Source organism: Micromonospora sp. NPDC049049, from assembly GCF_040649115.1.
Classification (GTDB): domain Bacteria; phylum Actinomycetota; class Actinomycetes; order Mycobacteriales; family Micromonosporaceae; genus Micromonospora.
Genome location: NZ_JBEZEX010000029.1, coordinates 21,949 through 41,683, shown reverse-complemented (window position 1 = coordinate 41,683; position 19,735 = coordinate 21,949). Strand labels below are relative to the sequence as shown.

The window sequence follows — 19,735 nt, the reverse complement described above, 5'->3', positions numbered from 1 at the left end:
GGACGGCTCAGCCCTTGACCCGGGGCACCAGCCGGTGCACGACGGTGAGCGCCAACGCCATCACCACCGCCATCGTGCCGGCGATCCCGGCGGCGCTGCCCGCGTACCCGACGAACAGGGGACGGCGGGCCAGCTCCTCCGGCCCGATGTCGCGCAGGTCGAGCAACCAGGACAGGGAGAGCCCACAGGCCACCAGGGCGAGCACACCACCGAGCCCGAGCACCAGCGCCGCGACCCGGTGCGCGTCGCCGGGGGCGATCTCGGCCTGCTCCCGCTGGGTGACCAGCAGCAGCAACCCGGCCAACGCCGCCCACACACCCACCACCAGGTACGCGGCGACGGCGTCGCTGGGTCGGTGCCAGCCGGCGGAGAGGGTGGCGACTCCGGCGACGGCGGCGTACCCGGCACCGATGAAGGCACCGACGGCTCGTACCTTGCGCGGCAGCACGAGCATCAGCGCGACCGCCACCGAGGCGGCCACCGTGGCGTGCCCGCTCGGGAGGCTGTTGCCCACCGCGGCGCGTTCCGGGTCGACACCGTAGTCGGGCCGGTTGAGCCCGTACTTGAGCAACTGGGTGGTGACGTTCGCTCCGGCGATCAGCAGGGTCGCGGTGATCGCCAGGGCGATCCGCCCTCGGATCAGCGCGATGAACCCGATCGTCGCGGTGGCGGCCAGCAGCGAAACCACCGACATCGCGTTGAGGATCTTGTCGACGGGGCCGTCGATGGTGTCCTGCCCGATCCGGTTGCCGGTGAGGGCGACCGTGTCCACCCACTGACCTATCTCGGAGTGCACGGCCACCCGCCACACGGCGAGGAAGGCGGCCGCCTGGACGAGGGCCAGTACGACCAACCAGACCGCGGTCCAACCCCGTGCCGTCGCGCGCATTCGCACACCGTAGCGGCAGGTGTCAGCGGTCCGACCGGTGGCCCGCCACCATGTGCCGGTTAGGTTGTGCCAGAGGCGAGGAGGCGGTGGTGAGCGGAGTACCCGAACGCGACAACGGCCCGACCCAACCCGGCCCGGAGCAGGGTGAAGGCGAAAATCCGGGGTCGGCGGGGCCGGTGCCGACGGGCGGCGACACCGGCCCGGGTGAGCCGGCGCGGGCCGAGTCGCTGACGGATCTGCTGGGCGGGCGACGCGGCGCGATCGACGCCACCCTGCCGCCGCTGGCCTTCGCGGTGGGCTGGCTGCTGGGCGGCGAGTCGCTGTGGGGCGGGGTCGGCGCGGCGCTGGCCGTGGGCGCGGTGGTGGCCGGCGTACGGCTACGCCGGGGTGACCGGCCGCGCTCGGTCCTGATCGGGCTGCTGGCCGTCTGCGTCGCGGCGTTGATCGCGGTGCGCACCGGCCGGGCCGAGAACTTCTTTCTGATCCAGGTGCTGTCGAACGCCGCGAGCGCTCTGGCGTGGACGGTCAGCATCGTGGTGCGGTGGCCACTGCTCGGTGTGCTGGTCGGCGCGGTGCTGGGCCAGCGGGCCGGGTGGCGGCGCGACCCGGCGCTGCTGCGCGGGTACGGCCGGGCCAGTTGGGTGTGGACGGTGACCTACCTGCTGCGGGTGGCCGTGTTCGTGCCGCTCTACCTGGGTGGGCAGGTGCTCGCGCTGGTGGTGGCCCGGGTGGCGCTGACCTGGCCGCTGGTCGCCACGGCGCTGGCGCTGAGCTGGCTGGTGCTGCGGCGCTCGCTGCCGGCCGGGCACCCGGGGTTGCGTCACCCGGTCGCGCCGCCGCGCTGACAACCGGTCCCGCCGGTCGGACTCGGGGCAAAAAAGTGGAGAGGCCGCCACGGGGGGAGCGGCCTCTCCGGTGACGTACGTTACTCCGTCACAGACCTCGGTGTGATCCCGCGACGGCCCGAATTTCTGGGCTTTTTCGCGGCTGGCTCCAGTCCGGGCGGTGGGGTGGGCCAGCCGATCCGCTGCGTCGGCCAGATGGCCGGCCCACCCCGGCCTGACCGTGGGTGTCAGGCCGTCCCGCCGGCCCCGGTCCGTCGTTCCCCGGACCGGGGCCGAATCCCGGGGAGGGCGGTCCACGCCACCCACCCCGGGTCGTCTCAGCCGTTCGGGAACATGCTGCCGTAGTCGGCGTACGCCATGGCGACGTCAGCCTGTGCCCAGAACCGGTGGTAGTTGAACTCGGGCTCCGGACCACCGTTCAGGTACGCCTGCACCTTGGGCCAGTCCGGGTCGTTCTTGTAGAAGGACCGGATGTCGAGGAAGCTCTTGCCGGCGGCGATGGCGTCGCCGTTCGGCATCTTCCCGGTCCAACCCGACGGGACGTAGAGGCCCTGCCCGGTGGACGCGTTGTAGACGTCGTCGAAGCGCCGGTAGTCGCCACGCTTCTCGGTGGTGGAGACACCCTTGGCGTCGCTGGCGGCCGACAGCGCGTCGAGCAGCCCCTTGGCGGTGGTCTTCGCCGCCGCGTTGCCCGACTTGGCCGCGTACGCGATCAGGATCCGGGCGTAGGCGGCGGTGACGCCGACGTCCTGGCCCTTGCTGATGACCTCGACGTGCAGGCCGGTGTTGGGCTGCGGGTTGGACGGGTTCCAGGTGGTCGGCTGACCGGTCCACGCCATGTCCGACGGGATCGACCAGTTGGTGCCGAGGGTGGTGTTGGCGATCGCCCAGGGCACCCACTTGTCCAGCAGCGCCTTGGCCTTCGCGTTGCCGGTCTGCTGGTACAGCTCGGCGATGCGCTGCATCGACCAGGCCTGCATACCGAACCACTGGTTCGACGGCGGGTCGTTGTAGACCGGGTCGACGTCGTAGAACATGCCGTAGAAGGTGCTGGTGCCGGACGGCGGCTGGGCGTAGCTACCGTCCCAGCTGTTCGTGGCGCCACCGGCGATGCCACCCTCGGCGGACTGCAGCCAGGTGTAGAACTCCAGCTGCCGCTCGAAGCTCTTGGTCCAGTCGGCGACCGCCGTCGACGACTGCGGCTTGAGCTCCGGGGTGTTGGTCAGCGCCCAGGCCGCGAACGGGTTCTGGTAGCCGAAGTGGTTGTGGCTGGAGCCGATCCGCCAGGACCAGTTCTGGCTGGCGTCGTACGCGCCGCCCCAGGCGTAGTACCAGGAGAGCAGGTAGTGCGCCGAGTCCTTGCCGCTGCCGGCGGGGCAGGTGCTGGCCCCGACGCAGTTGCCGATCTTCTTGAAGTACTTGTCGAACATCGCGTACCGCAGGTAGTCGCCCATCTTGGCGGCCTTGGTGATGGTGGCAGCGACGTCGGCCTGCTTGTTCTGCGCCTTGGACCAGGTCAGCGCCCAGTACGCGGCCTGCACGGCGCGGGCGTCGGCGTCCGGGGCGTTGGTGTACTTCCACTGCTTGGCGGGGGCGCCGGTGTCCTTGACGAACAGGTCGAGGTAGCCGTACTGACCGCCGTGCTTGAAGGTGTCGCAGGAGGGCTGCGGGATGGTTTCCCACACCGACTCCTGGGTGCCCCGCTGGAAGGTGTTGATGTAGGCCGGCTTGGTGGTGCCGTCACCGCAGCGGCCGAAGCCGTAGGTGTTGTCGACGTCCATCAGCCAGTGCATGCCGTAGATGTCGCCGGTGCCGTAGGTGGACTGCAACTCCGAGCGCAGCGGGTCCTGACCGACCGAGACGTTCGGGTTCAGCGCCGACGGGTACTGGCTGGGCAGGTTGTACTCCGCGGCGTACTGCGGGGTGCCCGCGGAGCCGGCGGTCGGCTGGTCGGCGTGCGTGGGGATGATGTACTTCTCCATCACCGTCCAGGCGTTGTTGAACGGGGCCCAGTTCTGGGTGACCTTGCCGTAGTAGGCCTCCAGCCAGAGCCAGAAGCTGAACGCCTCCGAGGTGGTCTCGTGGCCGTGGTCGGGCGCCTCGACGATCAGCGTCTCCACCGAGTGGTACGGCACGCCCTCGGGGCTGAAGTAGCCCGAGTTCTTGATCTTGCCGTACTGCTCGAGGAACTTCGCGGTGTAGGCGTTGTCGCCGCCGGGGGTGTCGTTGTCGATCTCAGTGGCGCTGACCGCCAGCGAGGCGAGACCGGTGGCGGACGCGGTGATGGTGGCGGCGCCACCGACGGTGTCGGCGTCCTCCGCCGCGGCGACCGTGACGGTGACCCCGGTGTTCCAGTTGCTCGGGGTCAGCGTGACCGTGGCCGGCGAGACCGTGACGTCGGTGTCACCGGTGCGGGTGAGGGTGACCGGCACGTTGGCCGTCGGGGCGGCGCTGAGCTTCAGGTTGAAGGTGGCGCTGCCACCCTCGGCGACGCTCACCGCGGACGGGGTGGCGACCAGTGTCGGGCCGGTGGCTGCCCCGACGGTGAACGCCTTCTCGTCGACCCCGATGCCGTTGGCGTTGTCGTACGCCTTGGCCTGGACGGTGTAGCTGCCGGCCGGCAGGTCCTCCTGCGTGTACGCGTACGGGGCGGAGGTGTCGGTGTTGATCAGCAGGCCGTTGCGGTAGAACTCGACCTTGCTGATCGTCCCGTCCGGGTCGCTGGCGGTGGCCGTCAGCGGCACGTCGGCCGGCGCGGTGAACGGCCCGGTCGGCAGGCCGAGGGAGACCGTCGGCGGCTGGTTGGCCGGGGTGCCGTTGCAGGGGGTGCCGTTGAGCGTGAACGAGGTGGGCTTCGGGTTGCTGCCCGAGTGGGCGCCGTTGAAGCCGATGGTGGTGGAGGCCCCGGTGGCAAGGTTGCCGTTGTACGACTCGTTGGTCGCGGTGACCTCGCTGCCGGTCTGGCTGTATCTGGCCGACCAGCCCTGGGTGACCCGCTGACCGCTGGTCGGGAAGGTCCACTTGAGCGTCCAGTTGCTCACCGGGTCACCCAGGTTCTTGATGGTGACGTTCGCGGTGAAGCCGGTGTTCCAGTCGTTGGTCGCGTAGACCACGTCGCAGGCCGGTGCGGCCTGTGCGGCGCCGGCAGGCAGGGTCACCCCGCCGATGGCGAGCAGCGCGGCGGCGGCGAGCGCCACGCGGCGGCGTATTGCCAGTTGTCTCATGTGCGCGGTGTCTCCTCGGACCAGGCCGGGATGGTCCCCGGCGAGGCGCCTGCCCGCGACGGTGGTGGTGGTCCGCGGGGATGTCGAGGCGCCGGGAAGGTGGTCTTCCCCGGGCCCGGCCGGGGTAGGGCGGTCGCGGCCCGCACGGGAGGGGGCCCCGCCGGCTGCGCTCGGGTGACCGTGACCGGAGCTGGCGCTGCCGGCTGCCCTCGGTGGACCCGCACTCACGCGATGTGGCTCCTGTCGCGTCGAATCGACAGTGTGCCATGGAAGCGCTCCCACAACAAGCGCACGGAGCGCTGGATCAGCTCCTTGTTTCGATCTCGTTTTGGGTCTTTCACAAAGGCGTGACGGGCGTTACAGTCGCAACATCGGTCGATGGGAGCGCTTCCATCGACAAGGTTCCAACAAGAAGATCGCTGGGGTCGTCCTGACGAGCCCAGGGAACCAGACCGAGGGCCGACGACGGGCCAGCCCGGACGCCGTCGTCAGCCATCGTCCCGCCACAGGGAGGGAGGTGGAACCAGAGCCACTCGCGTGGCCCGGCTCCCGCGCGACACGCACGGCAGGACCCAAATTCCGCCCGTGTGTGTGCAGTTACGGTGGGGACGGGGGTTGCCCTCCCCCGTCCCCACACTAAACCCCCGTACACGATAGGAAAAGAGGCCGACGGGACAGGCGCGCCGCGCCGCCCGGACGGCCTCGTTCGCTGCTCGGGGCCCACACCCGCCTCCCAACCGCCAGCACCGGCCGTTCTGACGGCCGGCTGACCGGCTGGCAGCGCCTGCCCTATCATGGGAGCGCTCCCGAATCTTTCGGCGGTGGCCCCGTATCCATGAGGAGAATCCATGTCGATACCTACCGGGCCCGCCGGCCCGCTGCGCTTCCCGGACAACTTCGGCTGGGGCGCGGCCACCTCCGCCTACCAGATCGAGGGCGCCGCCAAGGAGGACGGGCGCGGCGAGTCGGTCTGGGACACCTTCAGCCGCGTCCCAGGTCGCACCCGAAACGGCGACACCGGCGACGTGGCCATCGACCACTACCACCGCTACGCCGAGGACCTCGACCTCATGCGCGACCTCGGGTTGCGCAGCTACCGCTTCTCCATCTCCTGGCCCCGGATCCAGCCCGACGGCACCGGCACGCCCAACCAACGCGGCCTCGACTTCTACCGCCGCCTCCTCGACGGCCTGCACGAGCGCGGAATCACCCCGATGGCCACCCTGTTCCACTGGGACCTCCCGCAGGCGCTCCAGGACGCCGGCGGCTGGGAGTCACGCGACACCGCCCACCGCTTCGCCGACTACGCCGACGTGGTCTTCCGCGCCCTTGGCGACCGGGTGCCGGCCTGGCTCACCATCAACGAACCCAAGACCGTGGTGCAGAACGGCTACCTCACCGGCCACCACGCCCCCGGGCGGCAGGACCCGGACGCCGCCTACCTGGTCGCTCACCACCTGCAACTCGCCCACGGGTACGCCGTCGCCGCGCTGCGCGCCACCGGCAGCGACAGCCGCATCGGCCCCGCTCTCAACCTGCACCCCTGCTACCCCGCCGACGACTCCCCGCAGGCTGCCGCGGCCGCCCACCTCTACGACGCCTACGAGAACCGCCTCTACCTCGACTCCCTGCTCAAGGGCAGCTACCCGGAGGACCTGCTGGCCGACCTGGGCCCGCAGAGCCGGATGGCCCAGGGCATCCGCGACGGCGACCTGGAGACCATCTCCGCGCCGGTCGACCTGCTGGCGGTGCAGTACTACACCCCGATCTACGTCACCGGCGACGGCGGCACCACGCACCGCTGGGAGACCTCCGAGGCCGAATGGCAGCAGATCTACCCCGAGGGGATGTACGACCTGCTGACCCGGATCACCCGCGAATACGGGCCGATCCCGCTCACCATCACCGAGAACGGGCTGCCCACACCGGACACCCTGGGCGCGGACGACACCGTCCAGGACACCGGGCGGATCAGGTTCCTGCGCGACCACCTCACCGCCGCGCACCGGGCCATCGCCGAGGGAGTGCCGCTGGAGAGCTTCCACGTCTGGTCACTGCTCGACAACTTCGAGTGGGACCAGGGCTACGACCAGCGCTGGGGCCTGGTCTACGTGGACTACGCCACCCAGCGTCGGGTGCTCAAGAACTCCGCCACCTGGTACCGCTCGGTCATCGCCGACGGCGGCTTCTGAGCGCGCCGCCACCCGGACGCCCGGGCCCGGACGGCTCGGCTCGGGTGAGCCGCGACCGTCCGGGCCTCGGCCGGCTCATTCAGCGGGGCAGCGCCTGCTGCAACTCCGCCCGCAGGGCCGGGGTGAGCATCTCCCCCGCCTGCTTGGCCAACCGGGCCATCTCGTAGCCGACCACGCCGATGTCCGCGTCACCGGCGGCCAGCGTGGCCAGAATCGAACCGTCGCGGATCTGCATCACAAGGAAGTAGCCTCGGCCCATCTCGACCACCGTCTGCTTGACGATATCGCCGTCGAACATCGAGGCCGCGCCCGCGGTGATACTCATCAGCCCGGAGGTCACCGCGGCGAGCTTGTCCGCGTTGTCACGCGGCAGGTGATCGGAGATCGCCACCAGCAGCCCGTCGGAGGAGACCACCACCGCGTGCGCCACACCCGGCACCCGCTCCGCGAACGCGCTCACCAGCCAGCTCAGGTCACGCGCCTCCTGGCTCAACGTCGTCACTGTCGTCGTCCCCCTTCGTCGTGCCCCCCGGACGGTGGCACGGGTATCTCGGTGGTGTCCTCAGCCTCGGCGCGCCGTACTCCGCTGTAGAGCCGCGAGAGCATGCCGCCGACCGCCTCCGGGTCCGGGTCGGTGCGGGTCGGTGCCGTCATCGGTTGTGCCGAACGGGTGACCGCGCTCAACTGCGCCATGGGCACCCGCACCGGCAATCCCCGCTCATTGGTGCCGGCGGTCACCGGGATCGTCGGTGGCGCCGCCGCGGCGGGCACCACCGGCGCTGGGCCCTGCCGCGAATACCAGCCCCCGCCGGCACCGCGAGCGGCTGCGGGGGTCAACACGTCCTCGGCGCGTACCGGCACCGGGCGGCCCTGACGCGGCACGCCGACGCCCGGCGGGCGACCGGCCACCGGCAGGTCCCGCACCGCGCCGTTCACCATCGGGGCAGCGGCCGGCCGGGCGGCCCCGGGCTGCGGAACCACCCCTCGTGCCGCGCTCGCCGCCAGCATCCGCGCCGACGGGGGCGCGTCCAGCTCCACGTTGCCCGGCGGCGCCAGCAACTCCGCGGGCAGTGCGAGCCGGGCGACCAGGCCGTCCTCGCCGCCCTGCAACCGCACGCGGACGCTCAACCGGGCCGCGAGGTGACTGACCACGAAGAGCCCCATCCGCTCCACCGCCGCGACGTCCGCGGCCGGAGGGGTGGCCAGCACCTCGTTCGCCTGCACCAACGCGGTCGGGCTCATGCCCAGACCCCGGTCGACGATCTCGATCAGCGCACCGCCCGCTTCGACCCGGGCGGTCACCACCACGACGGTGTCCGGGCGGGAGAAGGCCGTGGCGTTCTCCAGCAGCTCGGCGAGCAGGTGCACCAACTCGCCGACAGCGTGCCCGACCACGTGCACGTCGGCAACCGACTCGATCCGGACCCGCTGATACTGCTCGATCTCCGCGGCGGCAGCCAGCAGCACCGCACCGAGCCCGACCGGCCGGTTCCACCGGCGGGTGGAGTCGGTGCCGGCGAGCACCAGCAGGCTCTCGTCGTTACGGCGCATCCGGGCGGCCAGGTGATCGAGCTTGAACAGGTTCTCCAGCTGGTCCGGGTCGCTCTCCTCGCGCTCCAGGTCGTCCAACAGCTCGAGCTGACGCTCCACCAGCACCTGGCTGCGGCGGGCCAGGTTGACGAACATCGCGTTGACGTTGCGCCGCATCAGCGCCTGCTCGACGGCGACGGTGACCGCGCTGCGGTGCACCGCCACGAACGCCTCGGCCAGCTCGCCGATCTCGTCGAGTGAACGGACCACCGCCGGCGCGACGTCCATGCGCGGCACCCCACCGGTGACGGTCTTCAGTCGGTCCAGGGCTTCCGGCAACTCGACCTGGGCGATCCGCAACGCCTGGCTGCGCAAAAGCCGCATCGACCGGGCGACCGAACGCCCGATGAGCAACGAGATCAGCAGCGCGGCCAGCAGGACCGTGACCACCCCGCCGACGACCAGCAGGGTCGTACGCAGCTGATCGTCGCTGGCCTCCTCGGCCTGGCGGACAGCGTCGTCGAGCACCCCCGCCTCAAGCTGACGCAGCAGCTCCTGACGCTGCTGGCTGGCCGACCACCACTGCTCCGACGGCAGCACCTGCGGCGACGCGCTGCCGGAGGACAGGCTGCGCTCCTCCAACCCGGTGGCGACCAGGAACATCGGCGACACCGAGGTCTCGTCGTAGCGGCGGATCTGCTCACTGGTCGCGGCCACCCGGAACGCGCCGAGCGCGGTGAGTTGCTGACCGCGCAGGTCGGCGAGGATCACCCGGTCCTCGGTGCCGTACGCGCCGGCGCGGGCGGCGGCGTAGAGCTGGGCCCGCACCCGGGAGGACAGCTCCTTGACCCGGGCCAACTGGACGTAGCGCAGCACCGCGTCGTTCAACGCCGGCTGGTTCTGCCCCGGCGTCGGCTCGGCGAGCAGGTCGAGCAACGCCCCGACGGCCCGGTGGTAGTTGCCCAGGATGGTCTCGGTGCTGAGCACCGCCGGTGGGATCGCTGAGCGGATGTCGACCACCTGGTCGTACGCCTCCAGCGCCTCGGAGAAGGCCACCCGCCAGGACGCGTCCGCGTCGGCCAACGGCTCGGCGGCCCGGCTGAGGTCCACGATGGCCTTGTCGGTGGCCTCCTGCAACGGCTTCAGGTCGTTCGCCGCGGCCTGCCGGTCACCACCTTTGCGCAGCTCACCCAGCTCCCCCGCCGAACGGTCACGCTCCTGCTGGAGCTGGTGCACCGCCGCGGTGATCTGCCGGCCGATGCCGACCTGACTCGAGAAGTCGTTCAACGCCGTCGTCCGCCCCACCAGGGTGCTGGTCTGCACCCCGGCGAGCAGGAGGAACGCCATCGACGGCACCAGCAGCACCGTGGCGAGCTTCGTGCTCATCCGCCAGTCGCGCAGCCGGAACGGCGACCGCCGTCGATGCGGAACGACTCGGACATCGAAGCGACGTCGGCGATGGTTCGACACCGCGCCGTTCGCCGGGTCGGGACCTGCCGCCACCCTGCCTCCTCCGTCCTACCGCGTCCACCGCGGTCGGGGGAGCGCAGTCCATCCAACCAGGCTCGGTACCGCTGTCAACGGCCCGGGCGAGGCCGAGGTTCAGGAAGGATACTGCGGGTGGGAACGTCCTGCCGTGGTCGGTAAAACCAGCTCGTCCGTCCGGCCGATGTCGGCGAGCTGGATCGCGTCACCGAAGCGCCCCAGCGCCACCAACGCGGCACCGGTGGCGCCAATCTCCGGGTTGCGCTGATGCGACACCGGTCGCGGGGCGAGCGCGGTCGCGAAGGCCTGCCGCCACCACACCGAGGCGGCCACCGCACCGCCGCCCAACACCACGCCGACCGGTTTGTCGATCGTGGACTCCAGCACCCCGAGATCCTCGGCGACCAGCTCACACAACCCCTGCATCAGCCCAGCCAGGATGTCGACCGAGGTGGTGCTGAAACTCAGACCGCGCAGCTCACCACTGCCCGCCGGGGCCAACCCCGGCGCCCGGTCGCCACCGAAGCGGGGATTCGCCGGCCGGCCACCACCCGTCGGCACCAGCGCCAGCGCCGCGTCCAGCTCAGCGCCCTGCGGCAACCGCAGCTCCCGGTCCGCCCAGGCGAAGAGGTTGCCCCCGTTGGCGTACGCGGCCCCCGTCACCACATGCTCGTGGTCGACCCGGTAACGCCACAACCGTTCGGGCAGGCGCGGCATCGGCTCGCCCGCCGGAATCCGCTGCATCAGCCGTACGGCGGCGGAGGTGCCCACTGTGACAGCGGCCCGGCTCGGGTCGACGCAGCCCGAGCCGACGTTCGACGCCCCACCGTCGCCCACCGGCGGCGACCAGCGGGCCTTCGCCAGTTGCGGCCACCGACGAGCCAGGTCGACCCGGAGCCGGCCGTGCCAGTCCAGCTCGCCCAGCGGCGGCAGCTCCGCCGGCCGCGCCTCGGCCAGCGTCAGCGCCTCCTCGTCCCAGCTCAGGGTGCGCAGATCCAGCAGACCGGTCCCGGAGGCCTGGGAGATCGACATCGGCGCCGAGTCGAGCAACTCGCCCAGCACGTACTCGGGCAGACCCACGAACCGGGCGATCGGGGTGCCGGACTGCTCACGCAACCAGGGCAACCGCATCGACCAGTACGAACGGTGCCACCAGCAGCCGGTGCGCTGGTGGAAGCCGTCCGGGTCGGCCGGCCCGGGGGTGCGCCCGACCGGGGCCGGTCGGGTGTCCAGCCAGGTGACCACCGGGCCCAAGGGAGCGCCGTCGCGGTCCAGCGGGAGCACCGAGTGCCACTGGGCGGAGACCGCCACCAGGCCGACGTCGTGCAGGTGCCCCGAGTCGGCCAACTCGTCCAGGCACTCGACCAGGCTGGCCAGATAGTCCCGACCGGACAGCGTGCCGGTGCCGTCGTCGCCGATGGCGAGGTCGACCTTGCGGCGGGCCAGAGCGCCGGGCAGCGGCTGGGCGTCCGCGTCCAGCACCAGCCCGCGTACCGAGGAGGTGCCCAGGTCGAGCGCGAGAATGTTCATCGCCGGTCAAGTTACCCCGTGCCAGCCGGCCGACGGGCGCGTAGGGTGGATCACATGCTCGCGCAGTTGACCGTTTGGTGGCCCGCCGACCCGGCGGCCATCTCCCGCGCGTAGCTCCATCCACGCGGCCGCCATTGAGGCGGTCGCCGGATCTCCCGGCTCAAGGGCCGCCCGACGGCGGCACCGAGCCCGACGGAGACTCCGATGACCCACCTGACCGACCTGCTCGCCGCCGTCGCCAGCGGCGTCGACCCCGGCCCCTTCGCGCTTCTGCGCCGTGAGGGCGCGGACGACCTGGACCTGTTTGCCGGCCCGGTCGACACCGTCGAAGAGCTCACCGACCTCCCATTGCCGGCGGGCCCGTCCGGGGCGCGGACGCTGGCCCTGGTGCCGTACCGGCAGATCACCGAGCGCGGCTTCGCCTGCGTCGACGACGCCGCCCCGCTGGAGTTTCTCCGGGTCCGCGAGCACCAACGGATCACGCTGACCGACGCCCTCGCCGCGCTGCCCGACGAACCGGTGCGCACCACCGACGCGGGCTTCGACGTCAGCGACGACGAGTACGCGCGGACCGTGCAGCGGGTGCTGTCCGAGGAGATCGGCCGCGGTGAGGGCGCGAACTTCGTCATCCACCGCGCTCTGCACGCCACCGTGCAGGGCCCACCGCTGAGGGCCGCGCTGGCCGCGTTACGCCGGCTGCTGATCGCCGAGCGCGGCGCGTACTGGACGTTCGTGGTGCACACCGGCACCCGGACGCTGGTCGGCGCCAGCCCGGAGCGCCACGTCAGCGTCGACGACGGACTGGTGATGATGAACCCGATCAGCGGCACCTTCCGCTGCCCCGGTGGCGTCGCGGACCGGGCGGCGCTGCTGCGTTTCCTCGCCGATGAGAAGGAGATCGAAGAGCTGTACATGGTGCTCGACGAGGAGCTGAAGATGATGGCCGCCGTCGCCGAGCAGGGTGGGCAGGTGATCGGGCCGCAGCTCAAGGAGATGTCGCACCTGGCGCACACCGAGTACCTGCTCGCCGGGCGGGGCACCCGCGACGTGCGGGAGGTGCTGCGCGAGACCATGTTCGCCCCCACCGTCACCGGCAGCCCGATCGAGAACGCCTGCCGGGTGATCGCCCGGCACGAGCGCCGGGGCCGGGGCTACTACGGGGGTGTGCTGGCGCTGCTCGGCCACGACGAGGCCGGCCGGCAGACGCTCGACGCCCCGATCCTGATCCGGACCGCCGAGATCTCCCCCACCGGCCGACTGCGGGTGCCGGTCGGCGCGACCCTGGTCCGGCACTCGACGGCGGCCGGCGAGGTGGCTGAGACGCACGCCAAGGCCGCCGGGGTGCTGGCCGCGCTCGGCCTCGGGCCGGCGGCGTCCGTCGGCGACCGCGGGCCGGTCGCGCGGCTGGACGACGACCCGGCGGTACGCGACGCGCTGGCCGCGCGCAACGCACCGCTGGCGCGGTTCTGGCTGGACCAGCGGTCACCGGACGCGCCCGGACTGCCCGGGCTGGTCGGCCGCCGAGGGTTGATCGTGGACGCCGAGGACACCTTCACCAGAATGCTGGCCCACCAACTGAGCGCGTTGGGTCTCGCGGTGACCACCCGCGCCTGGCACGCGAGCGGCCCGGTCGACGACTACGACCTGGTGGTCGTCGGTCCCGGGCCGGGCGACCCGGGCAGCGCGGCCGAGCCGAAGATGCTGGCGCTGCGCAAGCTGCTGACCGGGCTGCTGACCACCGGCCGTCCCACCCTCGCGGTCTGCCTCGGTCATCAGGTGCTGGCCGGGTTGCTGGGGCTGACGCTGCACCGCCGGGACGCGCCGTATCAGGGGTTGCAGCGGGAAGTGCCGGTGTTCGGCCGCACCCGCCGGGTCGGGTTCTACTCGACGTTCACGGCCCGCTCCGACGCCGACCGGCTGGCCACCGCGTACGGGCCGGTGGAGCTGGCCCGCGACCCGGACGACGGCGCGGTGCACGCCCTGCGGGGCCGGGGCTTCGCCGGGGTGCAGTTCCACGCGGAGTCGGTGCTCAGCCCCGACGGGCTCGCCGTGCTGAGCGAGCTGCTGACCGACCTGCTGCCCGCGTCACGCCCGGACGAGCTGTCCGCGATCCGCGAAGGCGCATAGTCGGCCCGGCCCGGGGGTAGGGCTGGATGGACCGGTGGCGCGGGCGGGCCGAGAGCCCCCGCCCGCGCCACCGGTCGCCCTCGTTCGACGGTCGGTCAGCCGGCCATACCCGCCTTCAGCGCGGTCCCCAGCAGCACGGCGCGCCGGGCGGTCAGCGCGCAGGCCCCGAGCGCCACGGCGTCCGGGGCGATCTCCCCGTTGTTGCTGGTGTGCGAGGGACCGTACGGGTTGCCGGCGATGAACTGACTGGTGTCGGTGTAGCCCGGGGTGACCACCACACCGCCCCAGTGGTAGAAGACGTTGAAGAGCGAGGTCAGCGTGGTCTCCTGCCCCCCGTGCGAGGTCGCCGTCGAGGTGAAGGCGGAGTAGACCTTGTTGGCCAGCGCGCCCTGGGCCCAGAGCGGGCCGGTCGTGTCGATGAACTGCTTCAGCTGCGCGGCGATCATGCCGTACCGGGTCGGCGCGCCGAGGATCACCACGTCGGCCCAGGCCAGGTCGTCGATCATCGCCTCGGGCACGTCCTGGGTCTCCAGGTGGTGCGCCTGCCATCCGGAGTTGGAGCGGATCGCCTCGTCCGGCGCCAACTCGCGCACCTTGCGCAGGCGTACCTCGGCACCGGCGTCCCCGGCGGCCTCACACACGGCCTGCGCCATCTGGTACGTGATGCCGGTGGCGCTGTAGTAGATCACCGCTACCTTGGTCTGGGCAGCCATCAGAGTGTCCCCTTCTCGTCTCGGATCAGCTCCCGCGACTACCCGCTGCGGACGCGCTCTAACGACAGCCTCCGGGGCCACCGGCTACCGATACGCCGGCTCAAGTTTTCCGCAACTTCCCGGTCGTTCCGGCCCGCCGCCAGGCCCGGACGACGATCCTGGTGCCATCGGTGCCGGCGGGATCGAGCCGCCGCCCCGCACCGGGCACCTGAACGGGGGATCGCGCTCCGCCGGCAATGGCGCTGGCGTAGCGCGATCAGGGGACGATCACCGCTCCCACGCTCCGGCTCAGAGGACCAGGGTCGCCATCAGCCGGTCCAGCTCGGCCGCCGGGTCGGCGGTGAGACCGGTGTGCACCGGCCCGGTCTGGATCATCGTGCTGCGCGGCGCGGCCAGCCAGTGGAACCGCTCGCCGAGGCGCATCCGGGTCGCCGGCCCGTCACCGGAGCAGGTCCGGTCCCAGGAGTCGAGCACCGCGGCCACCGCCGGCAGGTCGACGTCGGGCGCCAGCGCGCGCACCCGGTCGGCGTCCAGGTGCGTCCGCGCGGCCAGGAAGTCACGCTGCTGGCAGTAGAGCAACACCCCGACGTTGATCTGCTCACCGCGTTCGATGCGGGGCACGAGCCGGATCAGCGCGTACTCGAAGGGTTGCCTCATGCCCCGCTCCCCGATGGCAGCCAGTCGGCCGTGCGGGCGACCCGGCGGGACAGGTGATCCAGGTACGCGCCGCGCGCCGCGTCGGCCGTCTCGAAGTCGGCGGCGGTCAACCACTCCCCCGGCACCAGGGCCAGCACCTCGGTGAGCAGATCCGGGGTGACCTGGGGGGCCAGTTCGGCGTCGGCCTCGGCCAGCCGCGACGCGTACGGCGCCAGCACGTGGTCCTCCGCGCGGTAGGCACGGTGCACGGCGGCCTCGGCGCGCGGCCAGTTGTGGTGGAAGTACAGCGACGCGCCGTGGTCGATGAGCCACAGCTCCCGGTGCCAGACGAGCAGGTTCGGGTTGCGCCAGCTCCGGTCGACGTTCTCCACGTACGCGTCGAACCAGAGCACCCGGGAGGCCAGCGCCGGGTCGACCGGGTGCGCCACCGGGTCGAAGCCCAACGCCCCGGGCAGGAAGTCCATCCCGAGGTTGGCGCCGCCGCTGCTGCGCAGCAGCTCCTGTACCTCCTGGTCGGGCTCGGCCCGCCCGATCACCGGGTCGACGTCGAGGACCACCAGCGGCGGCACCCGTAACCCCAGCCGGCGCGCCAGCTCACCGCAGATCACCTCGGCGATCAGCGCCTTGGGCCCCTGCCCGGCGCCTCGGAACTTCGCCACGTAGGTGCCCAGGTCGTCGGCCTCCACCACGCCCGGCAGCGACCCACCCTCGCGCAGCGGGGTGACGTAACGGATCGCGGTGACCTGGCGGAGCACGCCGCCCACCCTACTGTGGCCGGCCGGGACGGGTGGCGGGCCGGCCCAGACCGGCACGCGCGGGTCAGTCGAGCTTGTCGCGCAGCTTGTCGACCTGGGTCTGCAGGCGGTCCACAGCGTTCTCGTTGTTGACGAACGTGGTGATACCCGCGGCCAGGCCGAGCCCGATCAGCACGGCCAGGATGCTGAGCACCAGGCCGCCGATCGACACGCCACGACCGGTGACCCCGGGTCGACGCGCCATCTTGAGGCCGACGATGCCCAGGATGATCCCGATGATGCCGAGCACCAACCCCAGCCAGGCGAGGATCGCCGTCAACACGCTGAACAGAGCGGCCACCCCGAACACCAGGGCGAAGGTCGCCGCGGCGCTCGTCTTCGCGCGGGCGTCCCCCCGATGGCCCCGGGACCCGGCCGTTACGCCGGCGCCCCGCGCCGGCTCGCTTGCGGCAGTCATGAGATTCCCTTCCGTACGCGCGGCGCGCGCACTTCCGGCGAGCCGCATTCCCCCGACGACCGCCGTTACGCCTCCCACCAGCAGGAGTGTCGGTGCCCGGCCCTAGGCTGGCCGCCCGGCCACGAAAAGGAGCGCAGGATGCCTGTCGACCTCAGCGCGGCCGACGCGCTGGCGCTGCGGATGACCAGCCTGCTGCTGCGCCCGCACCCGAGCACCCGCCCCGGCACCGTCGCCGAGGTGGTCGAGTGGTTCGGCGCGATGCAGGCACAGGATCTGGCCAGCGGGCTGTGGTCGCTGGGCGCCCGGCTACCCGGTCACGGCATGGCCGACGTGCAGGCGGCGTTGGAGCGGCGTGAGGCGCTGCGTACCTGGCCGATGCGGGGCACCGTGCACCTCGTTCCGCCCGCCGATGCCCGCTGGATGCTGGAGGTGACGGGCGTACGGTCCCTGGCCGGCGTGGCGACCCGGCGGGGGCAGCTGGGGCTGAGCGAGGCCGACGCGGACCGGGCGGTGGACGTCCTCGGCACCGCGTTGGCCGGCGGTGGTCGACTCACCCGCGCGCAGTGCCTCGCCACCCTACGGGCGGCCGGCCTGGGCACCGACGGGCAACGTGGCTACCACCTGCTGTGGTATGCGAGCGTGCGCGGCGTGACCTGCGTGGCGCCGAACATCGGGACCGAGCAGACCTTCGCCCTGCTCGACGAGTGGGCACCCACGTCCCACCGGCTGGAGCGGGACGAGGCGTTGGCAGTGCTCGCCCACCGATACGTTCGCGGGCACGGCCCGGTCACCGACCGCGAGTTCGCCGGGTGGAGCGGCCTCACAGTGACCGACGCCCGGCGCGGTCTGGCCGCCGCCGACGACGCGCTGAGCACGGTACGCGTCGACGGCACCGCGATGTACGTCGACGCGGCCCTGGCCGACGCGCCACGCACCACGCCGGACGACGTGTTGGCGCTGCCCGGCTTCGACGAGTACCTGCTCGGCTACCGGGACCGCACGTTGATGCTCGACCCCGCCCACCAGGCGGCCGTCGTGCCGGGCAACAACGGCATCTTCCAGGCCACAGTGGTCCGCGCCGGTCGGGTGGTGGGCGTGTGGAAACGCAAGATCGGCCGCACGGCGGTCACTGTGACGATCCAGCCGCTCACGACGCTCGACGCCGCCGCGCGGGCCCGGGTGGAGCAGGCACTCGGGCGCTACGCCGAATTCCTCGGGCTGCCGGCCCGCTTCGACTGGCTGACCTGACCCGGCGGCGTCACCGCTGCGGCGGCGCCGGGTCGGCCGGTCGTGGGCGGGCGGCGCTGAGCAGGTCGACGATCCGGGCCACCCGGGGGTCCGCGCGGATCTGCGCCACGCTGGCCGGCAGAGGCAGCCGCCAGTTCGGATACTCGTCGACAGTGCCCGGCATGTTGGGTTGGCGCACCTCGCCCAGCACGTCGTAGAGGGAGACGCCGAGCAGCCGGGTCGGGCTGGCCGCGAGTGCGGCGTGCATCGCCACCACCACCTCGCCGTCGTCGGGTGCGCCAGTCGCATCGGGCAACGCCGAATCGGCATTCGTCCTTTGCTCTGCACCCGCGGAGGCGACAGTACCGGTCGGTGGCCGCGAGGTCGGCTCGGGCAGCAGGTTCTCGGCGCGCAGCATGCCCAGCAACCGGTCCCGGTCGGCGGCGGCGCGGGCCCGCTCCACCGCCACGTCGGTGCCGAGCAGCTTCAGCTCGTCGCGCACCCGCACGTGCTCACCGGTCAGGAAGCCCGGCGCGGTGGGCAGGTCGTGGGTGGAGATGGTGGCGAGGGCGTTACGCGGCCACCGGGCCGGCGGGACGAAGTCACCGGCCTCGTCGCGCGCGAACCACAGCACCGTCGAGCCGAGCATGTTGCGCCCCCGCAAACCTCGGGTCACCGCCGGTTGGACAGTGCCGAGATCCTCACCGACCACCACCGCGCCGGCCCGGTGCGCCTCCAACGCGAGGATGCCCAGCATCGCCTCGGCGTCGTAGCGCACGTAGGTGCCCTCGGCCGCACCGCCGCCTGGCGGCACCCACCACAGTCGCCACAGACCGGCCACGTGGTCGACCCGCAGGCCACCCGCGTGCCGCAGGACGCGGCGCAGCATGTCCCGGTACGCGGCGTACCCGGTTGCGGCGAGGCGGTCCGGGCGCCACGCGGCGAGCCCCCAGTCCTGGCCGAGCTGGTTGAAGTCGTCCGGTGGCGCGCCGACCCGCACGCCCTGGGCCAGCACGTCGGCGAGCTGCCACCCGTCCGCGCCGCCCGGGTCGATCCCGACGGCCAGGTCGTGCACGACACCGACCGGCATCCCCGCCGAGCGGGCCGCCGCCGTGACGGCGTCGAGCTGCTCGTCGCAGAGGTGTTGCAGCCAGGCGTGGAAGGCGACCCGGTCGGCGAGACGCCGACGCTGCTCGGCGACCGCCGGGGCGTCCGGGTGGTGCAGTTCCGCCGGCCAGGCCCGCCAGTCGTTGCCGTGCCGCTCGGCGAGCGCGCACCAGGTGGCGAAGCTGGTCAGCGCCGGGTCCGCGCCAAGGTCCACCGGCTGGGCGTACGGGTGCAGCAACTCCAGCGCGCGCCGCTTGGCGGCCCACACCTCGTCGTAGTCGATCAGGGGCCCCCGGTCGGGGCGCAGCGCGTCGACCACCGCCCGGGTGGCCGGCTCCGCCGCCCGGTACGCGGCGGTGTCGCTGACCCGCAGGTAGAGCGGATTGACGAAGCGTCGACTGGCCGGCGAATACGGTGAGGTGGCCACCGGGTGCGCCGGCCCGACCGCGTGCAGCGGGTTGAGCAGCACCAGCCCCGCCCCGTTGGCACCGGCCCACCCGGTGAACTCGGCGAGATCACCGAGGTCTCCCATGCCCCAGGATTGCTCCGACGTGAGCGCGTAGAGCTGGAGCATCCACCCCCAGCTCGACGGCGGCACCGGCAGCCGACGCGGCACCACCACCAGTGTCACCTCGCGGTCGGCGCAGGCCAGCCGGTGCCAGCCCAGCGGCAGGTCGGCCGGCAGTTCGCCGTCGACAGCGCGGCGGCCACCGTCCTCCAGGGTCACCATCCCCGGGGCGGGCAGCGCCCGGCCGCGACCGTGGGTGAGCACGACCGTCTCCGGCAGGGCGTTCCGGTCGACCGCACGGGCGGCGGCGAGCGCGTCGGCGAGCGCCGACGGGCTGGTGGCGTCCACGCCGAGCAGCCCCAGCACACCGACCACTGTCCGCGGTGCGACCTCGACGCGGCGGTGCCGCCAGTCCTCGTACCAGGTGGAAACACCGTGCGCGTTGGCCAGCGCGGCCAATCGTCGGTCCATGTGCCCCCCGCTCCACGA

General features: G+C 72.3%; 14 protein-coding genes. 4 read left to right on the top strand and 10 right to left on the bottom strand.

From position 1 onward, the window contains the following. Positions 1-7: 7 nt before the first annotated feature. Positions 8-895, bottom strand: coding sequence for a phosphatase PAP2 family protein (locus AB0B68_RS25410; RefSeq protein WP_357205641.1), 888 nt, complete (start codon positions 893-895; stop codon positions 8-10). Positions 896-1,065: 170 nt separating this feature from the next. On the opposite strand from AB0B68_RS25410, the gene AB0B68_RS25405 reads away from it, so the two are divergent. After that, positions 1,066-1,734, top strand: a complete 669-nt coding sequence (locus AB0B68_RS25405) for a DUF3159 domain-containing protein (protein ID WP_357205655.1) — start codon at positions 1,066-1,068, stop codon at positions 1,732-1,734. A 317-nt stretch (positions 1,735-2,051) separates the two neighbouring features. Here the strand turns inward: AB0B68_RS25405 and AB0B68_RS25400 are convergent, their stop codons facing one another. Next, entirely contained in the window at positions 2,052-4,958 is a 2,907-nt protein-coding gene (locus tag AB0B68_RS25400; RefSeq protein ID WP_357205644.1) for a glycoside hydrolase family 48 protein, read from the bottom strand. Between the two features lie 848 nt (positions 4,959-5,806). Here AB0B68_RS25400 and AB0B68_RS25395 point away from each other — a divergent pair. Further along, positions 5,807-7,150, top strand: coding sequence for a GH1 family beta-glucosidase (locus AB0B68_RS25395; protein WP_355008392.1), 1,344 nt, complete (start codon positions 5,807-5,809; stop codon positions 7,148-7,150). Between the two features lie 79 nt (positions 7,151-7,229). On the opposite strand, the gene AB0B68_RS25390 is transcribed toward AB0B68_RS25395, so the two are convergent. From AB0B68_RS25390 to AB0B68_RS25380, 3 genes are all read right to left on the bottom strand, one after another. Further along, the gene (locus tag AB0B68_RS25390) at positions 7,230-7,643 is read right to left on the bottom strand and encodes a roadblock/LC7 domain-containing protein (RefSeq protein ID WP_355008432.1); all 414 of its coding nucleotides are present in this window, start codon (positions 7,641-7,643) and stop codon (positions 7,230-7,232) included. Positions 7,644-7,648: 5 nt separating this feature from the next. After that, the gene (locus AB0B68_RS25385; RefSeq protein WP_357205647.1) at positions 7,649-10,183 is read right to left on the bottom strand and encodes a nitrate- and nitrite sensing domain-containing protein; all 2,535 of its coding nucleotides are present in this window, start codon (positions 10,181-10,183) and stop codon (positions 7,649-7,651) included. A gap of 99 nt (positions 10,184-10,282) precedes the next feature. Next, positions 10,283-11,695 (bottom strand): FGGY family carbohydrate kinase, encoded by a 1,413-nt coding sequence (locus AB0B68_RS25380; protein WP_357205650.1) that lies wholly within the window; start codon positions 11,693-11,695, stop codon positions 10,283-10,285. A 204-nt stretch (positions 11,696-11,899) separates the two neighbouring features. Here AB0B68_RS25380 and AB0B68_RS25375 point away from each other — a divergent pair, with 204 nt between their 5' ends. Continuing rightward, positions 11,900-13,822 (top strand): anthranilate synthase family protein, encoded by a 1,923-nt coding sequence (locus AB0B68_RS25375; RefSeq protein WP_357263146.1) that lies wholly within the window; start codon positions 11,900-11,902, stop codon positions 13,820-13,822. Positions 13,823-13,917: 95 nt separating this feature from the next. On the opposite strand, the gene wrbA is transcribed toward AB0B68_RS25375, so the two are convergent. From wrbA to AB0B68_RS25355, 4 genes are all read right to left on the bottom strand, one after another. Beyond that, complete coding sequence (gene wrbA / locus AB0B68_RS25370) at positions 13,918-14,535, bottom strand: NAD(P)H:quinone oxidoreductase (RefSeq protein ID WP_357201660.1); 618 nt, start codon at positions 14,533-14,535, stop codon at positions 13,918-13,920. A 288-nt stretch (positions 14,536-14,823) separates the two neighbouring features. After that, positions 14,824-15,192 carry a DUF3037 domain-containing protein gene (locus AB0B68_RS25365; protein ID WP_357201657.1) on the bottom strand — a complete coding sequence of 123 codons (369 nt, stop codon included), beginning with the start codon at positions 15,190-15,192 and terminating at the stop codon, positions 14,824-14,826. After that, positions 15,189-15,947 (bottom strand): HipA family kinase, encoded by a 759-nt coding sequence (locus AB0B68_RS25360; RefSeq protein WP_357263143.1) that lies wholly within the window; start codon positions 15,945-15,947, stop codon positions 15,189-15,191. Before AB0B68_RS25360 ends, AB0B68_RS25365 begins: the two co-directional genes overlap by 4 nt. 64 nt (positions 15,948-16,011) lie before the next feature. Continuing rightward, positions 16,012-16,404: a hypothetical protein gene (locus AB0B68_RS25355; RefSeq protein WP_357201651.1), complete on the bottom strand. Its 393-nt coding sequence runs from the start codon at positions 16,402-16,404 to the stop codon at positions 16,012-16,014. A gap of 138 nt (positions 16,405-16,542) precedes the next feature. On the opposite strand from AB0B68_RS25355, the gene AB0B68_RS25350 reads away from it, so the two are divergent. Further along, a complete protein-coding gene (locus tag AB0B68_RS25350) occupies positions 16,543-17,652 on the top strand; it encodes a winged helix DNA-binding domain-containing protein (protein ID WP_357263139.1) in 1,110 nt (369 codons plus the stop codon). Positions 17,653-17,662: 10 nt separating this feature from the next. Here AB0B68_RS25350 and malQ read toward each other — a convergent pair whose 3' ends face one another. Continuing rightward, positions 17,663-19,717: a 4-alpha-glucanotransferase gene (malQ, locus tag AB0B68_RS25345; RefSeq protein WP_357263136.1), complete on the bottom strand. Its 2,055-nt coding sequence runs from the start codon at positions 19,715-19,717 to the stop codon at positions 17,663-17,665. Between the last annotated feature and the right edge of the window lie 18 nt (positions 19,718-19,735).

What these genes read in the sequence shown, in the direction of transcription:
- AB0B68_RS25375 (WP_357263146.1), top strand. Translation starts at nt 11,900, where the DNA reads ATGACCCACCTGACCGACCTGCTCGCCGCCGTCGCCAGCGGCGTCGAC.
- AB0B68_RS25355 (WP_357201651.1), bottom strand. Translation starts at nt 16,404, where the DNA reads ATGACTGCCGCAAGCGAGCCGGCGCGGGGCGCCGGCGTAACGGCCGGG.
- AB0B68_RS25400 (WP_357205644.1), bottom strand. Translation starts at nt 4,958, where the DNA reads ATGAGACAACTGGCAATACGCCGCCGCGTGGCGCTCGCCGCCGCCGCG.
- wrbA (WP_357201660.1), bottom strand. Translation starts at nt 14,535, where the DNA reads ATGGCTGCCCAGACCAAGGTAGCGGTGATCTACTACAGCGCCACCGGC.
- AB0B68_RS25365 (WP_357201657.1), bottom strand. Translation starts at nt 15,192, where the DNA reads ATGAGGCAACCCTTCGAGTACGCGCTGATCCGGCTCGTGCCCCGCATC.
- AB0B68_RS25380 (WP_357205650.1), bottom strand. Translation starts at nt 11,695, where the DNA reads ATGAACATTCTCGCGCTCGACCTGGGCACCTCCTCGGTACGCGGGCTG.
- AB0B68_RS25395 (WP_355008392.1), top strand. Translation starts at nt 5,807, where the DNA reads ATGTCGATACCTACCGGGCCCGCCGGCCCGCTGCGCTTCCCGGACAAC.
- malQ (WP_357263136.1), bottom strand. Translation starts at nt 19,717, where the DNA reads ATGGACCGACGATTGGCCGCGCTGGCCAACGCGCACGGTGTTTCCACC.
- AB0B68_RS25350 (WP_357263139.1), top strand. Translation starts at nt 16,543, where the DNA reads ATGCCTGTCGACCTCAGCGCGGCCGACGCGCTGGCGCTGCGGATGACC.